We start from the raw sequence: 15,788 nt of genomic DNA on the forward strand, positions 1-15,788 counted from the left end.
GGGGTCTTCGCCGCACACCCCGGCCGCGGGAGGGTCAACAGCCCCCTCCGCCGCCGTCACCACCTCCGCCGGACCCGCCGTCGCCGCCGCCCCGGTGGCCGCTGTCCGAGCGGCTGTCGCCGTAGCGGAAGTCGTCCACGATGGAGATGACGCAGACGACCAGCGGGACCACGCCGACGACACCGATGACCACCACCGCCAGAAGCACGTCCAGAACGCCCATGCCCGTATCCTCCCCGCGCACGGCGCGCGGCACCCCGGGCGCTCCGCCCGGGCGGAGCGTCAGACCAGCCAGCGGCCATCGCGCATCAGCTCGCGTCCGGACATCTCGTTCACCTCGCGCCAGGCCTGGACGCGGAGCGGCGTGATGCGGAACCAGAGGTAGGGGGCGGCCAGCGCGCGCGGGTCGAAGCCCGTCCTCCCGGCGAACCGGTCGCCCCGCTCCCGCGTCAGCGCGTCGATCCCGAGGACCTCGACCCGGCCGTCGATCATGGTCACGTCGCGGGTGCCGCCCAGCCCCAGCCGGACGGTCCGGGTGGCGGCCAGGTTCCTGCCGGTGGCGCTGTCGGCCGCGGTGGCCACCAGCAGCGACTCGCCGTCCCAGTCGAAGGACAGCGGCACCAGGTGGGGTACGCCGTCCTCCGAGGCGCTGGCCACCCAGACGTCGACGTCGCGGGCGAGCCGCTCCTCGGTGTCGCGGCGGCGCCGTGCGCCGGGGCGGGGCTCGGCGCCCGCCGGACGCGGCGCCGTCGTGGTCTCCTGGGCGTGAGAGCTGGTCACGGTCACTCCCCGTGGTCGTGGTTCGCGGTCGGCCCGGCGGGTTCGGCCGGGTGCGATCGCCGTGGTCCCAGCCTCCCCGGCCGGGGCGCGGACCGCCTCCGTGCCGGCCACGGAAACCACCACCCATATTGACTCCCTCTCCTGCCTGAAGGCTGGAGGTTCCGGAACCGCCTACCAGTGGTTCGAGGCCGGGGCCTCGTCACGGGTCGCCCCGTGGCCTTCCTGCTTCGTCGCCGGTCGCCCCGTCCGGGAGGACTCCCGTTGAGGTCTCACACCAGCTCCACAGGCAGATGCCGCCAGCCCGGCGGCCCTGAGGTTGTGCGCCGCGTTCACATCACGGTCGTGAGTTTGGCCAGGGTCAGGTGACCGTCGCGGTAGCGGAAGGCGGACCGGGTGTACTCCGCCGAGGCGCGGGACTTCTTCTTCGACGTGAACCGCGGATACTTCGCGAGGCGGTTGAAGAAATTGCGAAAGGCGGTGTGCAGGTGACGCAGCGTCTGCTGGAGCGGGACGCAGGAGACCTCGCTGAGGAAGGACAGCTCCTCCGTCTTCTTCCAGGCGGTGAGCATCGCCGAGGTCTGGGAGTAGCCCATCCGCTCCTGACGCTGCTGCCACGCTGCGCTGCGTTCGGCCAGGGCGCGGTTGTAGACCGGGCGCACGCACCCGAACGTGCGCGACAGCTCAGCCGCCTGCGCATCGGTCGGGTAGAAACGGTACTTGGACGCCCGCTTCACGCTCTTCCTGATCGTGGCCCACACCGTAGCGACCGCTCCGCGACCGCATGAGCCAAATCCAACAGAAAGCCACAGAAAGGAGAGGGCGTTTCCTCCCCGCCCTGAAGGACGGGGTGTCCACGCCCAACCAACAGATGAGTTCGGTGTCCAGTCCAGTGGTCTCGGCTCGGGAAGCCGAAGTACTCGCCCTGCTCGGAGAGCACCTCAGCAACGCGGAGATCGCCGCGCGCCTGGTCCTGTCGGTGCGCACCGTCGAGTCGCACGTCTCCTCGCTCCTGCGCAAACTGGCGCTGCCGGACCGGCGGGCGCTCGCCCGGCACGCGACCTCCTCCGCCCGCGCCGAGCGCGAGCGAACGGCGCCCGCCCTGCCCGCGCCGTTGACGTCGTTCGTCGGCCGGGTCCGCGAGCGCGGGGAACTGGCCGGGGCGGTGACGTCGCACCGGCTGGTGACCGTGGTCGGCCCGGGCGGGGTGGGCAAGACGCGCCTGGCGCTGGCCGTGGCGGCGGACGTGGCCGACGACTTCGCCGACGGGGTGTGGTTCGCCGACCTGGTCCCGGTCACCGAACCGGGCCGCGTGGGGGCCGCGGTCGCTGCGGCCGTGGGCGTGGGCGAGCAGCCCGGAAGCGGCGTCGACGACACGGTCCTGGCCGCGCTGGCGGACCGCCGGGCCCTGCTGGTGCTGGACAACTGCGAACACGTGCGCGACGGGGTGACGCCGTTCCTGGAGCGGCTGCTGGCCGCCTGCCCGCGGCTGCGGGTGCTCGTGACGAGCCGGGCCCGGCTGATGGTGCCGTTCGAGCGGGTCCTCCCGCTCCCGCCGCTGTCGCGGGACGGCGGGGAGGAGTCGGACGCGGTGGCCCTGTTCATGGACCGGGCGGCCGTGGGCGGCTGGCCTCAGGGGCCCGCCGCGAGCGAGGAGGTCGTGGCCGTCTGCGAACGGCTCGGCGGCATGGCGCTGGCCATCGAACTGGCGGCGGCGCGGTGCTCGACGCTGGGGCTGGACGGCCTCACCGCCGGGCTCTCCGACCAGCTGCGGGTCCTCACCGGCGGATCCCGGGCCGACGACAGGCACCGGTCGGTGCGGGCGGTGCTGGACTGGAGCCACGACCTGCTGGAGCCGCGGGACCAGGCCCTGCTGCGCCGGGTGTCGGTGTTCGTCGCGCCGTTCACCCCCGAGGCCGCCGCCGGGGTCGCCGGGTTCGCCCCTCTGGACCCGGCCTCGGTCGTCGACGGGCTCGGCAGGCTCGCCGAGCACAGCCTGCTCTCCGTGACACCGTCCGCGACCGGCACCCGCTACCACGCGCTGGAGACCATCCGCCAGTACGGGGCGGAGCGGCTCGCCGACACCGGCGAACTGACGCGCGTCCGCTCCCGCCACCTGGACTGGTGCCTGGCCGGTGCGGCCGACCTCACCGCGACCGCGGGCGCGGACTGGCGCGCCCGGTTCGACGCCGTGGCGGAGGACATGCGGGCCGCCCTCACCTGGGCCTGCGACCAGCCCGAACAGCGCGCGGACGCCCACCGTCTCGCCCGCGCCGTGGCCGAGCTGTCCTTCACCCGCACCCTGCTCGGCGAGGCCCAGCAGCGGTTCGAGCAGGCGGCGCGGCTCGCCGACACCGGAGACGTCGCCGACGCGCTGCGCCAGGCCGCCGCGGTGGCCGGATGCCGCGGCCTCGACGACGACATGTACCGCCTGCACCGCGCCGCCGCGCACGCCGCCCTCCGGGCCGGGGACACCGCGGGCGCGGGCCGCGACCTGGCGGCAGCCGCCACCGTCGCGTACCGCTTCTCCAGCTCGTTCACGCGGCTTCCCGCCGTGGAGGAGGTGAGGGACACGCTCGCGCGGGCGCGGGAGCTGTCCGGCGACGCCCCGGCCGCCCGGGCCGCCGTCGCGCTGGCCGAGGCGGCGGTGGTCGCGGACGCGTTCGGCGCGGTCCAGGGGGATCCGGACAACACCGCCGAGGAGACGGTCGAGAGCGCCGAACGGGCGGTCGCGCTCGCCCGTGGCGCGGGCGACCCGGTGGCCGAGTCCGCGGCCCTGGACGCGCTCTCGGGCGCCCAGAGCTGGGCCGGGAACGCCTTCGCCGGTGCGGCCGCCTCCCGGCGCAGGGTCGACATCCTGGCCTCGCGCCCGCCGACCCCCGCCAGCACGCACGAGCTGATGGACGCCCTGGCCATGGCCGCCGGGACCTCCCTCGGCGTGGGGCGGCTGCCGGAGGCCCGCCGGTGGGGCAGGCGGCTCGCCGACCACCCGCTGCTGGCCGAGGCGGGACACAGCGCCACGTCCTGGCTCCTGGTGGCGGACGCGTTCAGCGGCGACGTCGGCGGGGTGCTCACCGGCAGCACGAGGTTCCTCGACGCGTGGGAGCAGAACGGCCGACCGCGGACGCGCTCCCTGGGGCCCGCCGCCGCGTCGGTCGCGATGGTCCACGGCCTGCGCGGCGACCACGACGCACGGGCGGACTGGCTCGCGATCGTCGACCGGGCCGGGTCCGAGGCCGACCACCGACTGGGCTACGGCGCGGTCTTCGACACCATGGTCCTGCTCCACCACGGGGACGCGGAGTCGGCCCTGGAGCGCGTCGAACCGGAGCCGGACCGGGTGTGGAAGTGGGTGTGCTGGGTCTGGCTCCACTGGTACGTGGCGCTCAGGGCGGAGGCGGCGGTGCTCGCCGGGCACCCGAAGGCCCGGGAGCGGATCGCCTCCGCCCGGGCCGTGGTCACCGGCAACCCGGTCGCTGGGGCCCAGGTGGACCGTGCGGAGGCGCTGCTCGACGGCGACCCGGCGGGGCGGCTCGCCGCCGCCGCGGCGTTCGACGCGGCCGGTTGCCGCTACCAGGCGGCGCGCACGCTGGTGCTCGCCGGGGGCGAGCACACCGCCGCCGGCGGGGCCGCGCTCACCCGCCTCGGCCTCACGCCCGGCCGGTGAGCGCGCGGGAGCCGGGACCGGTGACCATGTGAACCCGGCGGCCGCGCCTCAGCTCACCGCACGCCTCACCAGCTCGGCGATGCGCGCCTCCGTCTCGTCCGTCACCTCGGTCAGGGCGAAACCGGTCGCCCACATCGTGCCCTCGTCCAGCCGGGCCAGGTCGCTGAACCCGAGCGTCGCGTAGCGCGTCCCGAACTTGGCCGCGCCCTGGAAGTGGCAGACGACCTTGCCGTCCAGCGCGTAGGCGGGCATCCCGTACCAGAGCTTCGGCGCGAGGGCCGGGGCGTTGGCCGTGACGACGGCGTGGACGCGCTCGGCCATGACCCGGTCCGAGTCCCGCATCTCGGCGATCTTGGCGAGCACGTCGCGCTCCGCCTCCGCCGCCTTCTCCGCGCGCGAGGCGCGGCGCGCCGCCTTCTTCTGCTCCCGGGCGTGGTCCTTCATCGCGGCCCGTTCCTCGGCCGAGAACCCCTCGTACGTGCCGGTGGCGGTGCTGGTCATGGTCACTCCCTCGGTTGTGGGCCGCGGTCGGCCCGGTGTGTGCGGCCGTGCCGGCCTCCGTGTCCACAGCCTCTCCCGGCGGGGGTGCGCGGCGCCTCCGTGCTGACCACGGAAACCACCACGGACCACGGGGTCGGTGACGGTCCCGCGCTCGCACGGCGTCGGGATCCCCTTCCGCCGCGCCTCCCCCGCACGGTGTTCCTCCGCCGCCGTGTTCCGATTGCCCCTTGCGCCCCTCTTGCCCCAGGGGTCCGTGTTCTTCGCTATGTCCAGTGGCCGATACTGGGGGGTGCCAGCGGCCGGAACCAACGGGGGAGATGCGTGTGACCACCAGCAGTGAGACGGCTTCGGGGCCCTGGACCGACCTGGTCTACAGGACCGCCGTCACCGATGACGTCCCCGCGCTCGTCGAGCTGGTCAACTCCTGCTACCGCGGCGACTCCTCCAAGCAGGGCTGGACCACGGAGGCCGACCTGCTCGACGGCCAGCGCGTGGACGCCGGGGGCATGGCCGAGCTGCTGGCGCGCACCAACACGATCGTGCTGGTCGCCGAGGCCGAGGGTCGGATCGTGGCCTGCTGCGAGCTCCAGCGCGGCGTCAACGGCGCCTACTTCGGCATGTTCTCGGTGCGGCCCGGCATCCAGGGCGGGGACCTGGGCAAGCGGGTCCTGGCCGAGGCCGAGGACACGGCGGTGCGCGAGTGGGGCTGCCGCCTGATGCGGATGAAGGTGCTCAAGCAGCGCCCGGAGCTGATCGCCTGGTACGAGCGCCGCGGCTACACCAACACCGGCAAGACCGAGCCCTTCCCCTACGGTGACGCGACTTTCGGTCTGCCCAAGCGCGCGGATCTGGCATTCGTCGAGCTCACCCGGGAACTGCCCGCCCCCTGACCGGGGCGCGGCCGGGCGGGGTCCGGCCGCGTCAACCCTGTTCGAGGTTGGCCGACATCCGCTCCAGCACGTCGACCGCGGTCCGGTACTCCTCGTCGCTGATCCCCCGCGAGATACGGCGGCGGGCCTCGTCCACCCTGGCGAAGAGGGCCTCGTGCGCGGCCTCTCCCGCCGCACTGAGGCTCAGGGAGACCAGGCCCTCCACCCAGCCGCGCCGGCGCAGCTCCTCCACCACCGGGGTGACGCTGTACTCGTCCTCGTCCAGGAACGCGGCGAGCCTGCGGTCCAGGTCGGCGATCGTGCCGGGGTCGGTGTGCAGGGAGTGGAGCACCTGCCAGTGGCGGCGCCCCAGCGACTCCGAGGCCAGGGTCCGGTCCAGGTCGTTCTCGATGAGCCGGTCCAGGTGCTTGAGCCAGTAGCCGATCGGCAGGTCGGACATGGTGCTCCTTCCAGCGGGGACTGCGCGGGCGTCCACTCTTCGAGACACGTCGAAGATAGATCGCCGCACGGCGCACCGCCAACGACCGGCGGCGGTGTCGGCGCGGGGTCCCCGGCGCGGCGGGCGGCGCTCGCCCGGGCCGGGGAGTACCCGTGGCGGGTCAGGCCCGGCACAGGATCGCGCCGCGCGGGACCACGAACACCCCGTCGGGGTCCCGGCTCCAGGCCGTCCAGCCCGCCGAGATGCGCTCCAGCTCCTCCCGGGTGGCGTGGCCCTCCGCGACCGCCTGGCGGCCCATGTCCGACTCCAGGATGCGCCGGGACCACATGCCGCCCCACCAGGCGCGGCGCTCGGGGGAGGAGTGGTTCCACACCTCGGCCACGTAGGTGACGTCCTCGAACCCGGCCTCGCGGGCCCAGGAGGCCATGCGCCGCCCCGCGTCGGGCTCGCCGCCGTTGGCGCGCGCGACGCGCTGGTACAGGTCCATCCACGCGTCCAGCTCGGGCAGGCGCGGGTACCAGTACATACCGGAGTAGTCGCTGTCGCAGGCGGCCACGACCCCGCCCGGCCTGGCCACGCGGCGCATCTCGGTCAGGGCCCGGACCGGGTCGGCCACGTGCTGGAGGACCTGGTGGGCGTGGACGACGTCGAAGGCGTCGTCGGGCAGGTCCAGGTCGTGGACGTCGCCGACCCGGAACTCGACGTTGTCGACCCCGGCCTCCCGCGCGCTGGCGCGGGCCAGTTCGACGGCCTCGGCCGAGGCGTCCACGGCGGTGACCCGCCCGGGGGCGACCCTGCGGGCGAGGTCGGCGGTGATGCTGCCCGGGCCGCAGCCCACGTCCAGCAGCGAGCGGCCGGGGACCATCCGGTCCAGGGCGTAGGCGGCGGAGTTCTCCGCGTCGCGCCAGCGGTAGGAGTCGGTGACCGTGGGGTGCTGGCCGTGGGTGTAGCGCGTCATCGGAACGCCCTCTCGTGGGTCGCAGGCGGGAGCGAACACCTGGGACCCTACACCGATATCTCTGTGAATGAGATTCAATTCTCGCTATATGAGACAAGAAATGGGGTGCCCGGTTCGGAAGGGGTTCCTCCCGGGGCCGCGGAGGCGGCCGACCACGGAACGGGCGAGAGGGGCGAAACTCCTGGGAAAAACCCCGCCCGGGCCGATGAGTTCCGCCGCCCGGACGCGTCATCACGGGTAGGGCGGACGCGCGCAGGGCCGCGCCGCACACCGAGAGGACCAGACCATGACACGGCTCAACAAGATCACCCCCTGCCTGTGGTTCGACACCCGCGCCGAGGAGGCGGCCCGGTTCTACGTGGACCTGTTCGACAACTCGCGCATCCTGCGGGTCCGGCACTTCGGCCCCGACGGGCCCCGGCCCGCCGACATGGTGCTGACCGTGGACTTCGAGATCGACGGCCAGCAGATCACCGCGCTCAACGGGGGCCCGGAGTTCACCTTCTCCGAGGCGGTCTCCCTCCAGGTGATCTGCGACGGCCAGGAGGAGTCCGACCACTACTGGGCGAAGCTCAGCGAGGGCGGCGAGGAGGGCCAGTGCGGCTGGCTCAAGGACCGCTTCGGCTTCTCCTGGCAGGTCTTCCCGGCCGAGCTGGACGACCTGCTGGCTGACCCCGACCCCGGCCGGGCCGGACGCGCCATGCAGGCCATGCTGAAGATGGGCCGGATCGACCTGCCCGAGATCCGGCGGGCCGCGGACGCGGCCTGACCCGCGGCGGCCGTCCGCGCCGGGAGACGGCGGCGCGGACGGCCGCGTCCGGTCTCAGGCCCGGGCGAGGGGCAGGTGGGCGAAGCCGACCGTCTCCCGGGTACCGCGCGGCCCGAAGTTCCGGTGCCGGTCCACCCCGGCCCGGACCTCGTCGGCGCCCCGGGGCCCGGACACGGCACCCCCGTGTCCGACAGGGCACGGGACTTCCCCGTCAGCGGCGGTTCGGGAGCAGCCGGGTATTTCCGGTGCGCCGACCCGGCGCCGGCGTCTAGACTGCCGCCCATGATGGCAGTCGCAGTCACGGAGTAGGCGGGCGTCCGCGCCCGCCGCGCGCCGCGCCCGGTCCTGGGAGGACGGGCGGGGCCCGCTTGGCGTACCGCGCGGGCGGAACGGCTTCCCTTCCGTTTCCCGGCCCGCCTCGACGCGGGTCCGACCCGATCGGCCATCAGACATGAACTCCTTCCGAACTCCCGACGCGCGCTCAGGCCGCCGGGAGCGCCCCACCGCTGCCCGCCGCTGGTGGGCGCTCGCGGCGGTGTCGATGCTCCAGTTCCTCATCGCCGTGGACGTCACGGTCGTCAACATCGCCCTGCCCTCCATCGGCGCCGACCTGGACGCCGGTCCGCAGGGCCTGACCTGGGTCGTCGCCGGTTACACGCTGGTCGGCGGCGGCCTGCTGCTGCTCGGCGGGCGCGTCTGCGACCTGCTGGGGCGGCGGCGCATGCTGCTCCTGGGCGCCGCCCTGTTCGGCGCGGCCTCGCTCGTCGCGGGCGCGGCGCCGGACCTGCCCTGGCTCCTGGCCGCCCGCTTCGGGCAGGGGGCCGGTGAGGCGCTGGCCTCACCGGCGGCGATGTCGCTGATCGCGATGCTCTTCCCCGACCCCCAGGAGCGCGCCAGGGCCCTCGGCGTCTGGGGTGCCATCTCCAGCTCCGGCTTGGTGGGCGGGGTGCTGCTGTCCGGCGTGATCACCGAGCTGCTGCACTGGCGGTGGATCTTCCTCGTCAACCTCCCCGTCGTCGCCGTGGTCCTGGTCGCGGTCCCGCTGCTGGTCGCGCCCGACCGCGTGCGCGGCGCGGCACCGGGGGGCCAGACCCCGGCCGCCGCGACCGGCACCGCCCGGCGCCGCCCCGACGTCCTGGGCGGGCTGCTGCTGACGGCCGGTCCCCTGGCCCTGGTGCACGGGGTGCTCCAGGCGGCGGAACACTCCTGGACGGAGCCGCGGGTGTACGTCCCCGTGCTCGCGGGCGCCGCGGCGATGGGGCTGTTCGTCCTGGTAGAGGCCAGGTCGCGCAACCCGCTGGTGCCGCTGTCCTTCTTCGCCGACCGCACCAGGCTGGTCGCCAACGGGGCGACGGTGCTGCTCAGCGCGGCGCTGTCGACCTCCTTCCTGCTGGTGACGCTCTACCTCCAGCACGTGCTGGGGATGAGCCCCATGCAGGCGGGGCTGGCGTACGTGCCGTTCTGCGGCGCGATCCTGCTCTCGGCGACCGTGGTCGGCCGGATCATCGGCGCCCTGGGCCTGTCCGGGGCGGCGGTCGCGGGCCTGCTGTCGGCCGCGGCCGGAACCGCCTGGCTGTCGCGGCTGCCGGTGGACGGCAGTCTGTGGACCGACGCCATGCCCGGCATGCTCCTGGTCGGCGTCGGCATGGGCGTCGGCCTGATCTCCCTGCAGAACGCCGCCCTGCACGGGGTGACCGAGGCCGACGCGGGGGTCGCCTCCGGCGTCCAGCGCTCGGTCGACCAGCTCGGCGGGGCCACCGGCATGGCCGTCCTCGTCGGCGCGGCCGTCGCCGCGGGCGCCTCCGGCGACGTCGCCGCCTCCGTCGAGGGCTACCGCACCGCCTTCTCGTGGGCGACCGTCGGCGTCCTGCTGGCCGCCGCCGGTGTGGCCCTGTCCGCCTGGCGGTCCGCCCGCGCCTGACCGGCGCCACCGCCCTTCCGGGGCCGCCGCGTGACAGGCGGCCCCGGAAGGGCGCACGGCAGCGGTCAGATGTGGCGGGCGCCGCCGGACCCGTCCGCGGGCCCGGGGCGGTCCACGTAGTGCAGGATCACGTCGCAGCTGTACTGGAACTCGTCCATGAGCCGCTGCGCCTCGATCAGGAGCACGCCGTAGGGCAGCCGGAGGTCGTCGAAGGGCGGGGAGTCCTGGCGTTCCTTGGCCCGGAGGAGGTCGTCGTGGCGCTCCCGGGCCTGCTCCGTGAGCCGGCACAGCCTCCGGGCCTGGGGGCCGAGCCGGTCCTGGTCCAACCCGCTGAGCTCGCGGGTGATCTCGGCGACCGAGCCGAGGAAGTCCCCGTAGAGGCGGAGGAAGTCCTGGTAGACGGAGCGCTCCTCGTCACGGCTCCACAGGTGGATGCTGCGTGCCAGGGAGCCCAGCTGGTGGGTGGTGCGCTCCAGGGCGTCGACGAGCTGCTGGTAGCCCTCGAAGGCGACGTGGTGGCGGTGTCTGCGCAGGAGTCTGGCCGGGTTGAGGTAGACGCTCTCCCAGGCGGTGTCCACCGCCGAACGCGTCTGCCGGACGGTCGACGCGAGCCGGTTGGCCCGCTGGCGCCAGCCCTCGGCCTCGTCCTCGGTCAGGTCTCCCCGTTCCATTCCGCGCCGGATGTCCCCGATCAGGTTGCACTCGGCGTGCGCGAGGGAGCGGATGGCGTACTCCGCGCTGCGGAAGCGCATGGGGGGCAGCACGAGGATGTTGACCGCGGTGCCGATGGCGCAGCCGATGAGCACCAGCAGCAGGATCTGGGCCAGGTCCACCAGGCGCCCGGTGTAGCCCTGGGAGGTCAGGAAGGTGGAGAAGGCGAAGAACGCGGCCGTGACCACCTGGGATCCCTGGCTGCCCAGGGGCCTCCACCGACCGATGATCAGGGCGATGAGCGTGACCACGACGAAGGTCAGCATGTCCGGGCCCGCGGCGAAGCCCAGGACGGCCTGCACCGTGATCCCGAGTGCCACCGCGCCCACGTAGCGCAGTGACTGGACCACCGACTGGTAGACGGTCACCTGCATCATCAGGACCGCGGTGAAGGGGGCGAAGGCCGGGGAGCTGGCCTGGATCAGGTGCTGGGCGACGAACCACGCCAACGAGGCGGCCAGGGCGCTCTTGCCGATGGACAGCGCCGTGTGCCGTTCGTGCCCGTCCGAGCCCACCGCACGGCTCACCCAGGCGCGTGCGCGGGCCACGGCTCCGTCCGTGCCCGACCTGTCCCGATCCGCCACTGGTTCCTCCCACCGGTGCCCTCGCCGACCGTCGTCACAGCCGCAGCTACCCGGGGTGAGGGGAAGCGAAGCGCGGGGAGGGGACGGGCGCGGGTCACTCAGCGGCGCAGGGCGCAGTCCCCGCAGTACCCCGCGCCCGGGACCCGGTAGTACAGGCAGCACGTGGTGCGCCGGAACACCCCCAGCCCCGAGGCGTCCACCCCCGTGTAACCGCCGGTCCCGGCCAGGGAGGGGCGCCCCAGCAGGTCCGCTGCCGCCTCCCCGGCCCGCGCGCGCACCGCGGGCCGGTCCGCGCCCAGGGCGCGCACGGCCCCGGCCAGGGCCGCGGCGGTGTTGCCCCGCAGCAGCCCCGGCGCCACGCTGCCCGCCCCGGCCAGTCCCCGTGCCGCACGGGCCAGGACGCCGAGGACCACCGTGCGCTCGACCCAGTCGGCCAGTTCCGCCGTCCCCCCGGTCACCGCCGCGGCCCCCTCCTGCGAGGTGCGCAGCACCACCGGCCCCTCCCGGCGCGGGTCCCAGTGGAACCGCGCCGCGTCCACCAGCACCCCGTGGCACAGTCCGGCCGCCAGCACCGGCGACAGCAGCCGCGTCGCCAGCCCCTGCTGGAACACCGACGCCGCCACCCGCCACTCCACCACCGCGTCCGGCCGCCCGGCCAACCGCGCCAGGTGGCCGCGCACCCGCTCCACCTCGCCCGCCAGGGCGCGGGGCTCCAGGGCCCCGCCGCCTCCCAGCGGCGACCACCCCGGTCCGGGAGGGACCGTCTCCACGGCGAACAGCGTGTTGACCCGGCCGACCTCCGCCAGGACCGGCCGCACCGCCGTCGTCCCTGCTCCGTCCACCCCGTACCCGCCCTTCCCCGTGTCCGCAAACGCCCGAGTGGTGCCAGCACCACCGGCACTCCACGTGCTGTTGGGTTCGTGCCCCCGGGCCGCCGAACCTAGATTGGTTGCGTGACCGGTCAGAGCACGCGCGCCAGAGCCAGGAACGGCGGGAGGGGAGGGTTCCTCACCGCCCTCTCCGCCCTGCCCCGCGTGGCCGAAGCCTACGGGTCCGGCTGGCGCGTGCGCGTGGTCGAGGTCCTGCACCTGATGACCTCGCTGGCCCTGGCCCTGTGCTACCTGGTGCCCGCGTTCATGCTGGTCGTCTCGGCCACCTGGGTCGGCTTCGCCGTCTCCGGCCCCTGGCTGCCCGAGGTGTCCCGGCTCGTCCCCGACCGGATGCTCTCGGACTCGCTCGCCTTCCTGGTCGGCCTCCCGGCCCTGGCGACCCTGCTGGCCCGCCTGTCCTGCCGGGTCCAGCGCAACCGGCTGGACAACGTGTTCGGGATCGTGGAGACCAGCCCGCCCGACCCCCTGGCCCACGACAAGCCGCTCGTGCGCACCTGGCGGTTCGTGTTCGGCCGCGACGCCTGGTCGGCGGTCGTCTACAGCACCGTCGCCGGGGTCCACGGCCTGCTGGCCGGGGGCGTGGTGGTGGCGCTGGTGGTGTGCGGCGGGGCGTCGGTCGTGGGCGCCCTGATGGGGATCGTGTTCGTGCTGGTGATGGGCTCTCCCGGCGACCTGGTCGGACCCCTGGTCCTGGTCGTGTTCGGGCCGCTGTGCGCCCTCGTCGGGCTGCGCCTGGCCCCCTACATGGTCGCCACCGAGGTCCTGCTGCACCGCAGGCTGCTGTTCGAGGCGCCCGAGGTGCGCATCCGCCGCCGCCTGCTGCACGTCCAGGACAGCCGCCTGCGCATGGTCGACGCCGCCGAGGCCGAGCGCCGCCGCATCGAACGCGACCTGCACGACGGCGCCCAGCAGCGCCTGCTCGCCCTGACCATGACCCTGACCCGGGCGCGCTCGCGCGTGGCCACCGACCCCGACACGGCCCTGGAGCTGATCACCGAGGCCCAGCGCGAGTCCCGGGAGGTCATGGACGAGCTGCGCCAGGTGGCGCGCGGACTCCACCCCCGGGTCCTGACCGACCACGGACTGGGCGCAGCCCTGCCCGTGGCCGCCGGACGCGCCCCGGTCCCCGTGCGGGTGGACGTCGAGTTGGAGGAGCGCCCCTCCCCGCGCGCCGAGGGAGTGGCCTACTACGTGGCCTGCGAGGCGCTGAACAACGTCGCCAAGCACTCCGGCGCCACCGGGGTCACCGTGGCCGCGGAGCGGGTGTCGCGCCCCGCCCGCAACGGCGGCGACCTGCTGCGGCTCACCGTCACCGACGACGGCTCCGGAGGGGCCGCCCCCCAGGCGGGCACGGGCCTGAACGGCCTGTGGGACCGCGTGGACGCGGTCGACGGCGTCCTGACCATCCACAGCCCGGCCGGTGAGGGCACCGTCCTGACCGCCGACATCCCTTGGGAGGCATGACCGTGTACACCGGTGCGAACCCCGTCCAGCCCGCGGAGAGAGGGCCCAGGGTGGTCATCGCCGAGGACTCGGTGCTGCTGCGCAGCGGGATGGCCCGCCTGCTGGAGGACGCGGGGGTGGAGATCGTCGCGCAGGTCGGCGACGCCGACGCCCTGATGCGGGCGGTCGAGGAGCACCCCGACGTGGACCTGTGCCTGGTCGACATCCGCATGCCGCCCACCTACTCCGAGGAGGGCATCCAGGCGGGTATCGCCATCCGCCAGAAGTATCCGGAGGTGGCGGTGCTGCTGCTGTCCCAGCACGTGGTCAGCCGCTACGCCGCCGACCTGCTCGGCAGCGGGGCCAGCAGGGTCGGCTACCTGCTCAAGGACCGGGTCGCCGACATCGACGAGTTCCTGTCGGTGCTGCGCCGCGTCGCCGGGGGAGGCGCCGCCATCGACCCGGAGGTGGTCTCGCAGCTGCTCAGCCGACGGCGGGACAACGCCCTGGCCCGGCTCACCCCGCGCGAGACCGAGGTGCTGGAGCTCATGGCGCAGGGGCTGAACAACGCGGGCGTGGCCTCGCGGCTGACCGTCACCGAACGCGCGGTGGAGAAGCACATCCGCTCGATCTTCACCAAGCTGGACCTGGGCCACGACGACCACGACCACCGCAGGGTGCAGGCCGTGCTGCGCTACCTGCGCGGCGCGGACCGGGACTGACCGCGGACACCAGAGGGGGCGCGAGCCCAACGAGGAAGGAAGAACAGTGACATTCAAGGCACGGGGCCTGTACGCCTCGTCGAGCAAGGAGCCGCGCGGGTTCCGCGTGGGCCCGTGGCTGCTCCTGGGCGCGGTGCTGGTGCTGGGCGTGGTGGTGGCGACCGCCGTCTCGGTCCTGGGCAACGTGGGCGTGGACCGCGGCACCCGCAGCGACGCCTACGACGCGCCCCAGGCCGTGGAGATCGAGAACGACACCGGCGGCGACGTCGTCCTCACCGGCGGCTCCGAGCGGGTGCAGGTGGACCGCACCCTGCGCGGAACCCCCCTCACCGAGCCGGAGGAGGACATCGAGGAGGACGACGGCGCCCTCCAGGTGGAGGCCGCGTGCCTGGGCGTGCCGTTCTTCGACGGCTGCCGGATCGACTACGAGGTCGCGGTCCCGGTGGGGACCGCGGTGACGGTGGAGACGGTCAACGGCCGGATCAGCGTGGAGAACGTCGACGGCGAGCTGGAACTGGGCAGCGTCAGCGGCGAGGTGCGGGTGGACGGCAACAGCGGCGACGTCACCGCCGAGTCCGTCAGCGGCACGATCGACGTGACCGGGGTGGAGGGTTCCGTGGTCGCGGAGACCACCAGCGGCCGGATCATCGCCGAGGGGACGGGCGAGCACCTCCAGGCCGCGAGCACCTCCGGTGACGTGGACGTGTCCGGGTTCGGCGCGCGCACGGTCGTGGCCGAGTCCACCAGCGGCGACGTGCGGGTGGGCGGGGGCTTCACCGAGGCCCAGGTCTCCACGGTCTCGGGGGGCATCGGGGTCGCCACCGACGACGCCTTCGACCTGATGAGCCTGGAGAGCGTCAGCGGCGGGATCGACGTGCGGGTGCCCGAGGGCGCCTACGAGGTCACCGGGGAGTCCGCGTCCGGGGAACGCCGCGTGGACGTGGACACCTCCCCGCAGGCGGAGGCCCGCATCCAGGCCGACACCGTCAGCGGCGCGCTCAGCGTCACGTCGGGTTAGACCGGTCCGCTCCGGCGCGCTCGAAGCGCAGTGCCGCCCAGTCCGAGTCGATCGGCACCTGGGCGGTACCGCGCCACCCCGAGTCCAGGAGCGGATCCCAGCCCCGGTCCGCGGCCAGGTCGGTGATGATGGTGCCGCCGCGCCGGGGGTAGCACACCCACAGGCGGGTGCCCGGCCCCACCGCCTCCAGGACGCGGGGCGCCTCCCGGCCCACGGTGCCCCGGTCCAGGGCGAACAGGTGCACGTCGTCGTAGTCGGCGCCCTCGATGGGGCCCAGGTCGATGTGGATGTCGGGGGGCGGTTCCAGCAGCCGCAGGTAGCGCTCGGGGGCGTTGAGGACGAGCAGCCGGTCGCCGGGGCGCACCCCGAGCCGCTGGGCGAGAGTGCCTGGGTTGTCCGACATATCCCCCTCCGTTCGTGGCCTGCGGGCGCCTCGCCCGTCTCCTGGCCACCGTACGGGCCGCGGCCTCGGAAACCGAGCACCTTCCCCGCCCGAAC

15 protein-coding genes and 1 pseudogene are annotated in these 15,788 nt (G+C 74.4%); 7 read left to right on the top strand and 9 right to left on the bottom strand.

What is annotated here, in order from left to right:
• Positions 1–34 precede the first annotated feature (34 nt).
• From EV372_RS25400 to EV372_RS25410, 3 genes and pseudogenes are all read right to left on the bottom strand, one after another.
• Positions 35–223: a hypothetical protein gene (locus EV372_RS25400; RefSeq protein WP_130398105.1), complete on the bottom strand. Its 189-nt coding sequence runs from the start codon at positions 221–223 to the stop codon at positions 35–37.
• A gap of 59 nt (positions 224–282) precedes the next feature.
• Positions 283–780 carry a pyridoxamine 5'-phosphate oxidase family protein gene (locus EV372_RS25405; RefSeq protein WP_130398106.1) on the bottom strand — a complete coding sequence of 166 codons (498 nt, stop codon included), beginning with the start codon at positions 778–780 and terminating at the stop codon, positions 283–285.
• Between the two features lie 344 nt (positions 781–1,124).
• A pseudogene (locus EV372_RS25410) lies at positions 1,125–1,514 on the bottom strand (RNA-guided endonuclease InsQ/TnpB family protein); the annotation flags it as partial.
• Between the two features lie 134 nt (positions 1,515–1,648).
• Here EV372_RS25410 and EV372_RS25415 point away from each other — a divergent pair.
• Positions 1,649–4,444 carry an ATP-binding protein gene (locus EV372_RS25415; RefSeq protein ID WP_486484138.1) on the top strand — a complete coding sequence of 932 codons (2,796 nt, stop codon included), beginning with the start codon at positions 1,649–1,651 and terminating at the stop codon, positions 4,442–4,444.
• Positions 4,445–4,492: 48 nt separating this feature from the next.
• On the opposite strand, the gene EV372_RS25420 is transcribed toward EV372_RS25415, so the two are convergent.
• Complete coding sequence (locus tag EV372_RS25420) at positions 4,493–4,945, bottom strand: iron chaperone (protein ID WP_130398108.1); 453 nt, start codon at positions 4,943–4,945, stop codon at positions 4,493–4,495.
• 317 nt (positions 4,946–5,262) lie between these two features.
• On the opposite strand from EV372_RS25420, the gene EV372_RS25425 reads away from it, so the two are divergent.
• Positions 5,263–5,835 carry a GNAT family N-acetyltransferase gene (locus EV372_RS25425; protein WP_130398109.1) on the top strand — a complete coding sequence of 191 codons (573 nt, stop codon included), beginning with the start codon at positions 5,263–5,265 and terminating at the stop codon, positions 5,833–5,835.
• 31 nt (positions 5,836–5,866) lie between these two features.
• Here the strand turns inward: EV372_RS25425 and EV372_RS25430 are convergent, their stop codons facing one another.
• Both EV372_RS25430 and EV372_RS25435 read right to left on the bottom strand, forming a co-directional pair.
• Complete coding sequence (locus tag EV372_RS25430; protein ID WP_130398110.1) at positions 5,867–6,274, bottom strand: MarR family winged helix-turn-helix transcriptional regulator; 408 nt, start codon at positions 6,272–6,274, stop codon at positions 5,867–5,869.
• A gap of 160 nt (positions 6,275–6,434) precedes the next feature.
• Entirely contained in the window at positions 6,435–7,232 is a 798-nt protein-coding gene (locus EV372_RS25435) for a methyltransferase domain-containing protein (RefSeq protein WP_130398111.1), read from the bottom strand.
• Between the two features lie 286 nt (positions 7,233–7,518).
• Here EV372_RS25435 and EV372_RS25440 point away from each other — a divergent pair, with 286 nt between their 5' ends.
• Both EV372_RS25440 and EV372_RS25450 read left to right on the top strand, forming a co-directional pair.
• The gene (locus tag EV372_RS25440; protein WP_130398112.1) at positions 7,519–8,001 is read left to right on the top strand and encodes a VOC family protein; all 483 of its coding nucleotides are present in this window, start codon (positions 7,519–7,521) and stop codon (positions 7,999–8,001) included.
• A 451-nt stretch (positions 8,002–8,452) separates the two neighbouring features.
• Positions 8,453–9,922 (top strand): MDR family MFS transporter, encoded by a 1,470-nt coding sequence (locus EV372_RS25450; RefSeq protein ID WP_486484060.1) that lies wholly within the window; start codon positions 8,453–8,455, stop codon positions 9,920–9,922.
• 65 nt (positions 9,923–9,987) lie between these two features.
• Here the strand turns inward: EV372_RS25450 and EV372_RS25455 are convergent, their stop codons facing one another.
• The gene (locus tag EV372_RS25455) at positions 9,988–11,181 is read right to left on the bottom strand and encodes an FUSC family protein (protein WP_486484061.1); all 1,194 of its coding nucleotides are present in this window, start codon (positions 11,179–11,181) and stop codon (positions 9,988–9,990) included.
• Positions 11,182–11,315: 134 nt separating this feature from the next.
• Positions 11,316–12,059: a (2Fe-2S)-binding protein gene (locus EV372_RS25460; protein WP_253793502.1), complete on the bottom strand. Its 744-nt coding sequence runs from the start codon at positions 12,057–12,059 to the stop codon at positions 11,316–11,318.
• A gap of 192 nt (positions 12,060–12,251) precedes the next feature.
• Here EV372_RS25460 and EV372_RS25465 point away from each other — a divergent pair, with 192 nt between their 5' ends.
• Genes EV372_RS25465 through EV372_RS25475 form a run of 3 tightly spaced genes read left to right on the top strand, consistent with a single transcriptional unit; the run spans position 12,252 to position 15,290 of the window.
• Positions 12,252–13,571 (top strand): histidine kinase, encoded by a 1,320-nt coding sequence (locus EV372_RS25465; RefSeq protein WP_130399115.1) that lies wholly within the window; start codon positions 12,252–12,254, stop codon positions 13,569–13,571.
• A complete protein-coding gene (locus EV372_RS25470; RefSeq protein ID WP_019607246.1) occupies positions 13,568–14,272 on the top strand; it encodes a response regulator transcription factor in 705 nt (234 codons plus the stop codon). The genes EV372_RS25465 and EV372_RS25470 overlap by 4 nt, the downstream gene beginning before the upstream one ends.
• 46 nt (positions 14,273–14,318) lie before the next feature.
• Positions 14,319–15,290 carry a DUF4097 family beta strand repeat-containing protein gene (locus EV372_RS25475; protein WP_130398113.1) on the top strand — a complete coding sequence of 324 codons (972 nt, stop codon included), beginning with the start codon at positions 14,319–14,321 and terminating at the stop codon, positions 15,288–15,290.
• Here EV372_RS25475 and EV372_RS25480 read toward each other — a convergent pair.
• Positions 15,277–15,693 carry a hypothetical protein gene (locus tag EV372_RS25480; RefSeq protein WP_130398114.1) on the bottom strand — a complete coding sequence of 139 codons (417 nt, stop codon included), beginning with the start codon at positions 15,691–15,693 and terminating at the stop codon, positions 15,277–15,279. The genes EV372_RS25475 and EV372_RS25480 overlap by 14 nt on opposite strands.
• Between the last annotated feature and the right edge of the window lie 95 nt (positions 15,694–15,788).

The organism is Nocardiopsis sp. CNZ308 (genome assembly GCF_004217075.1).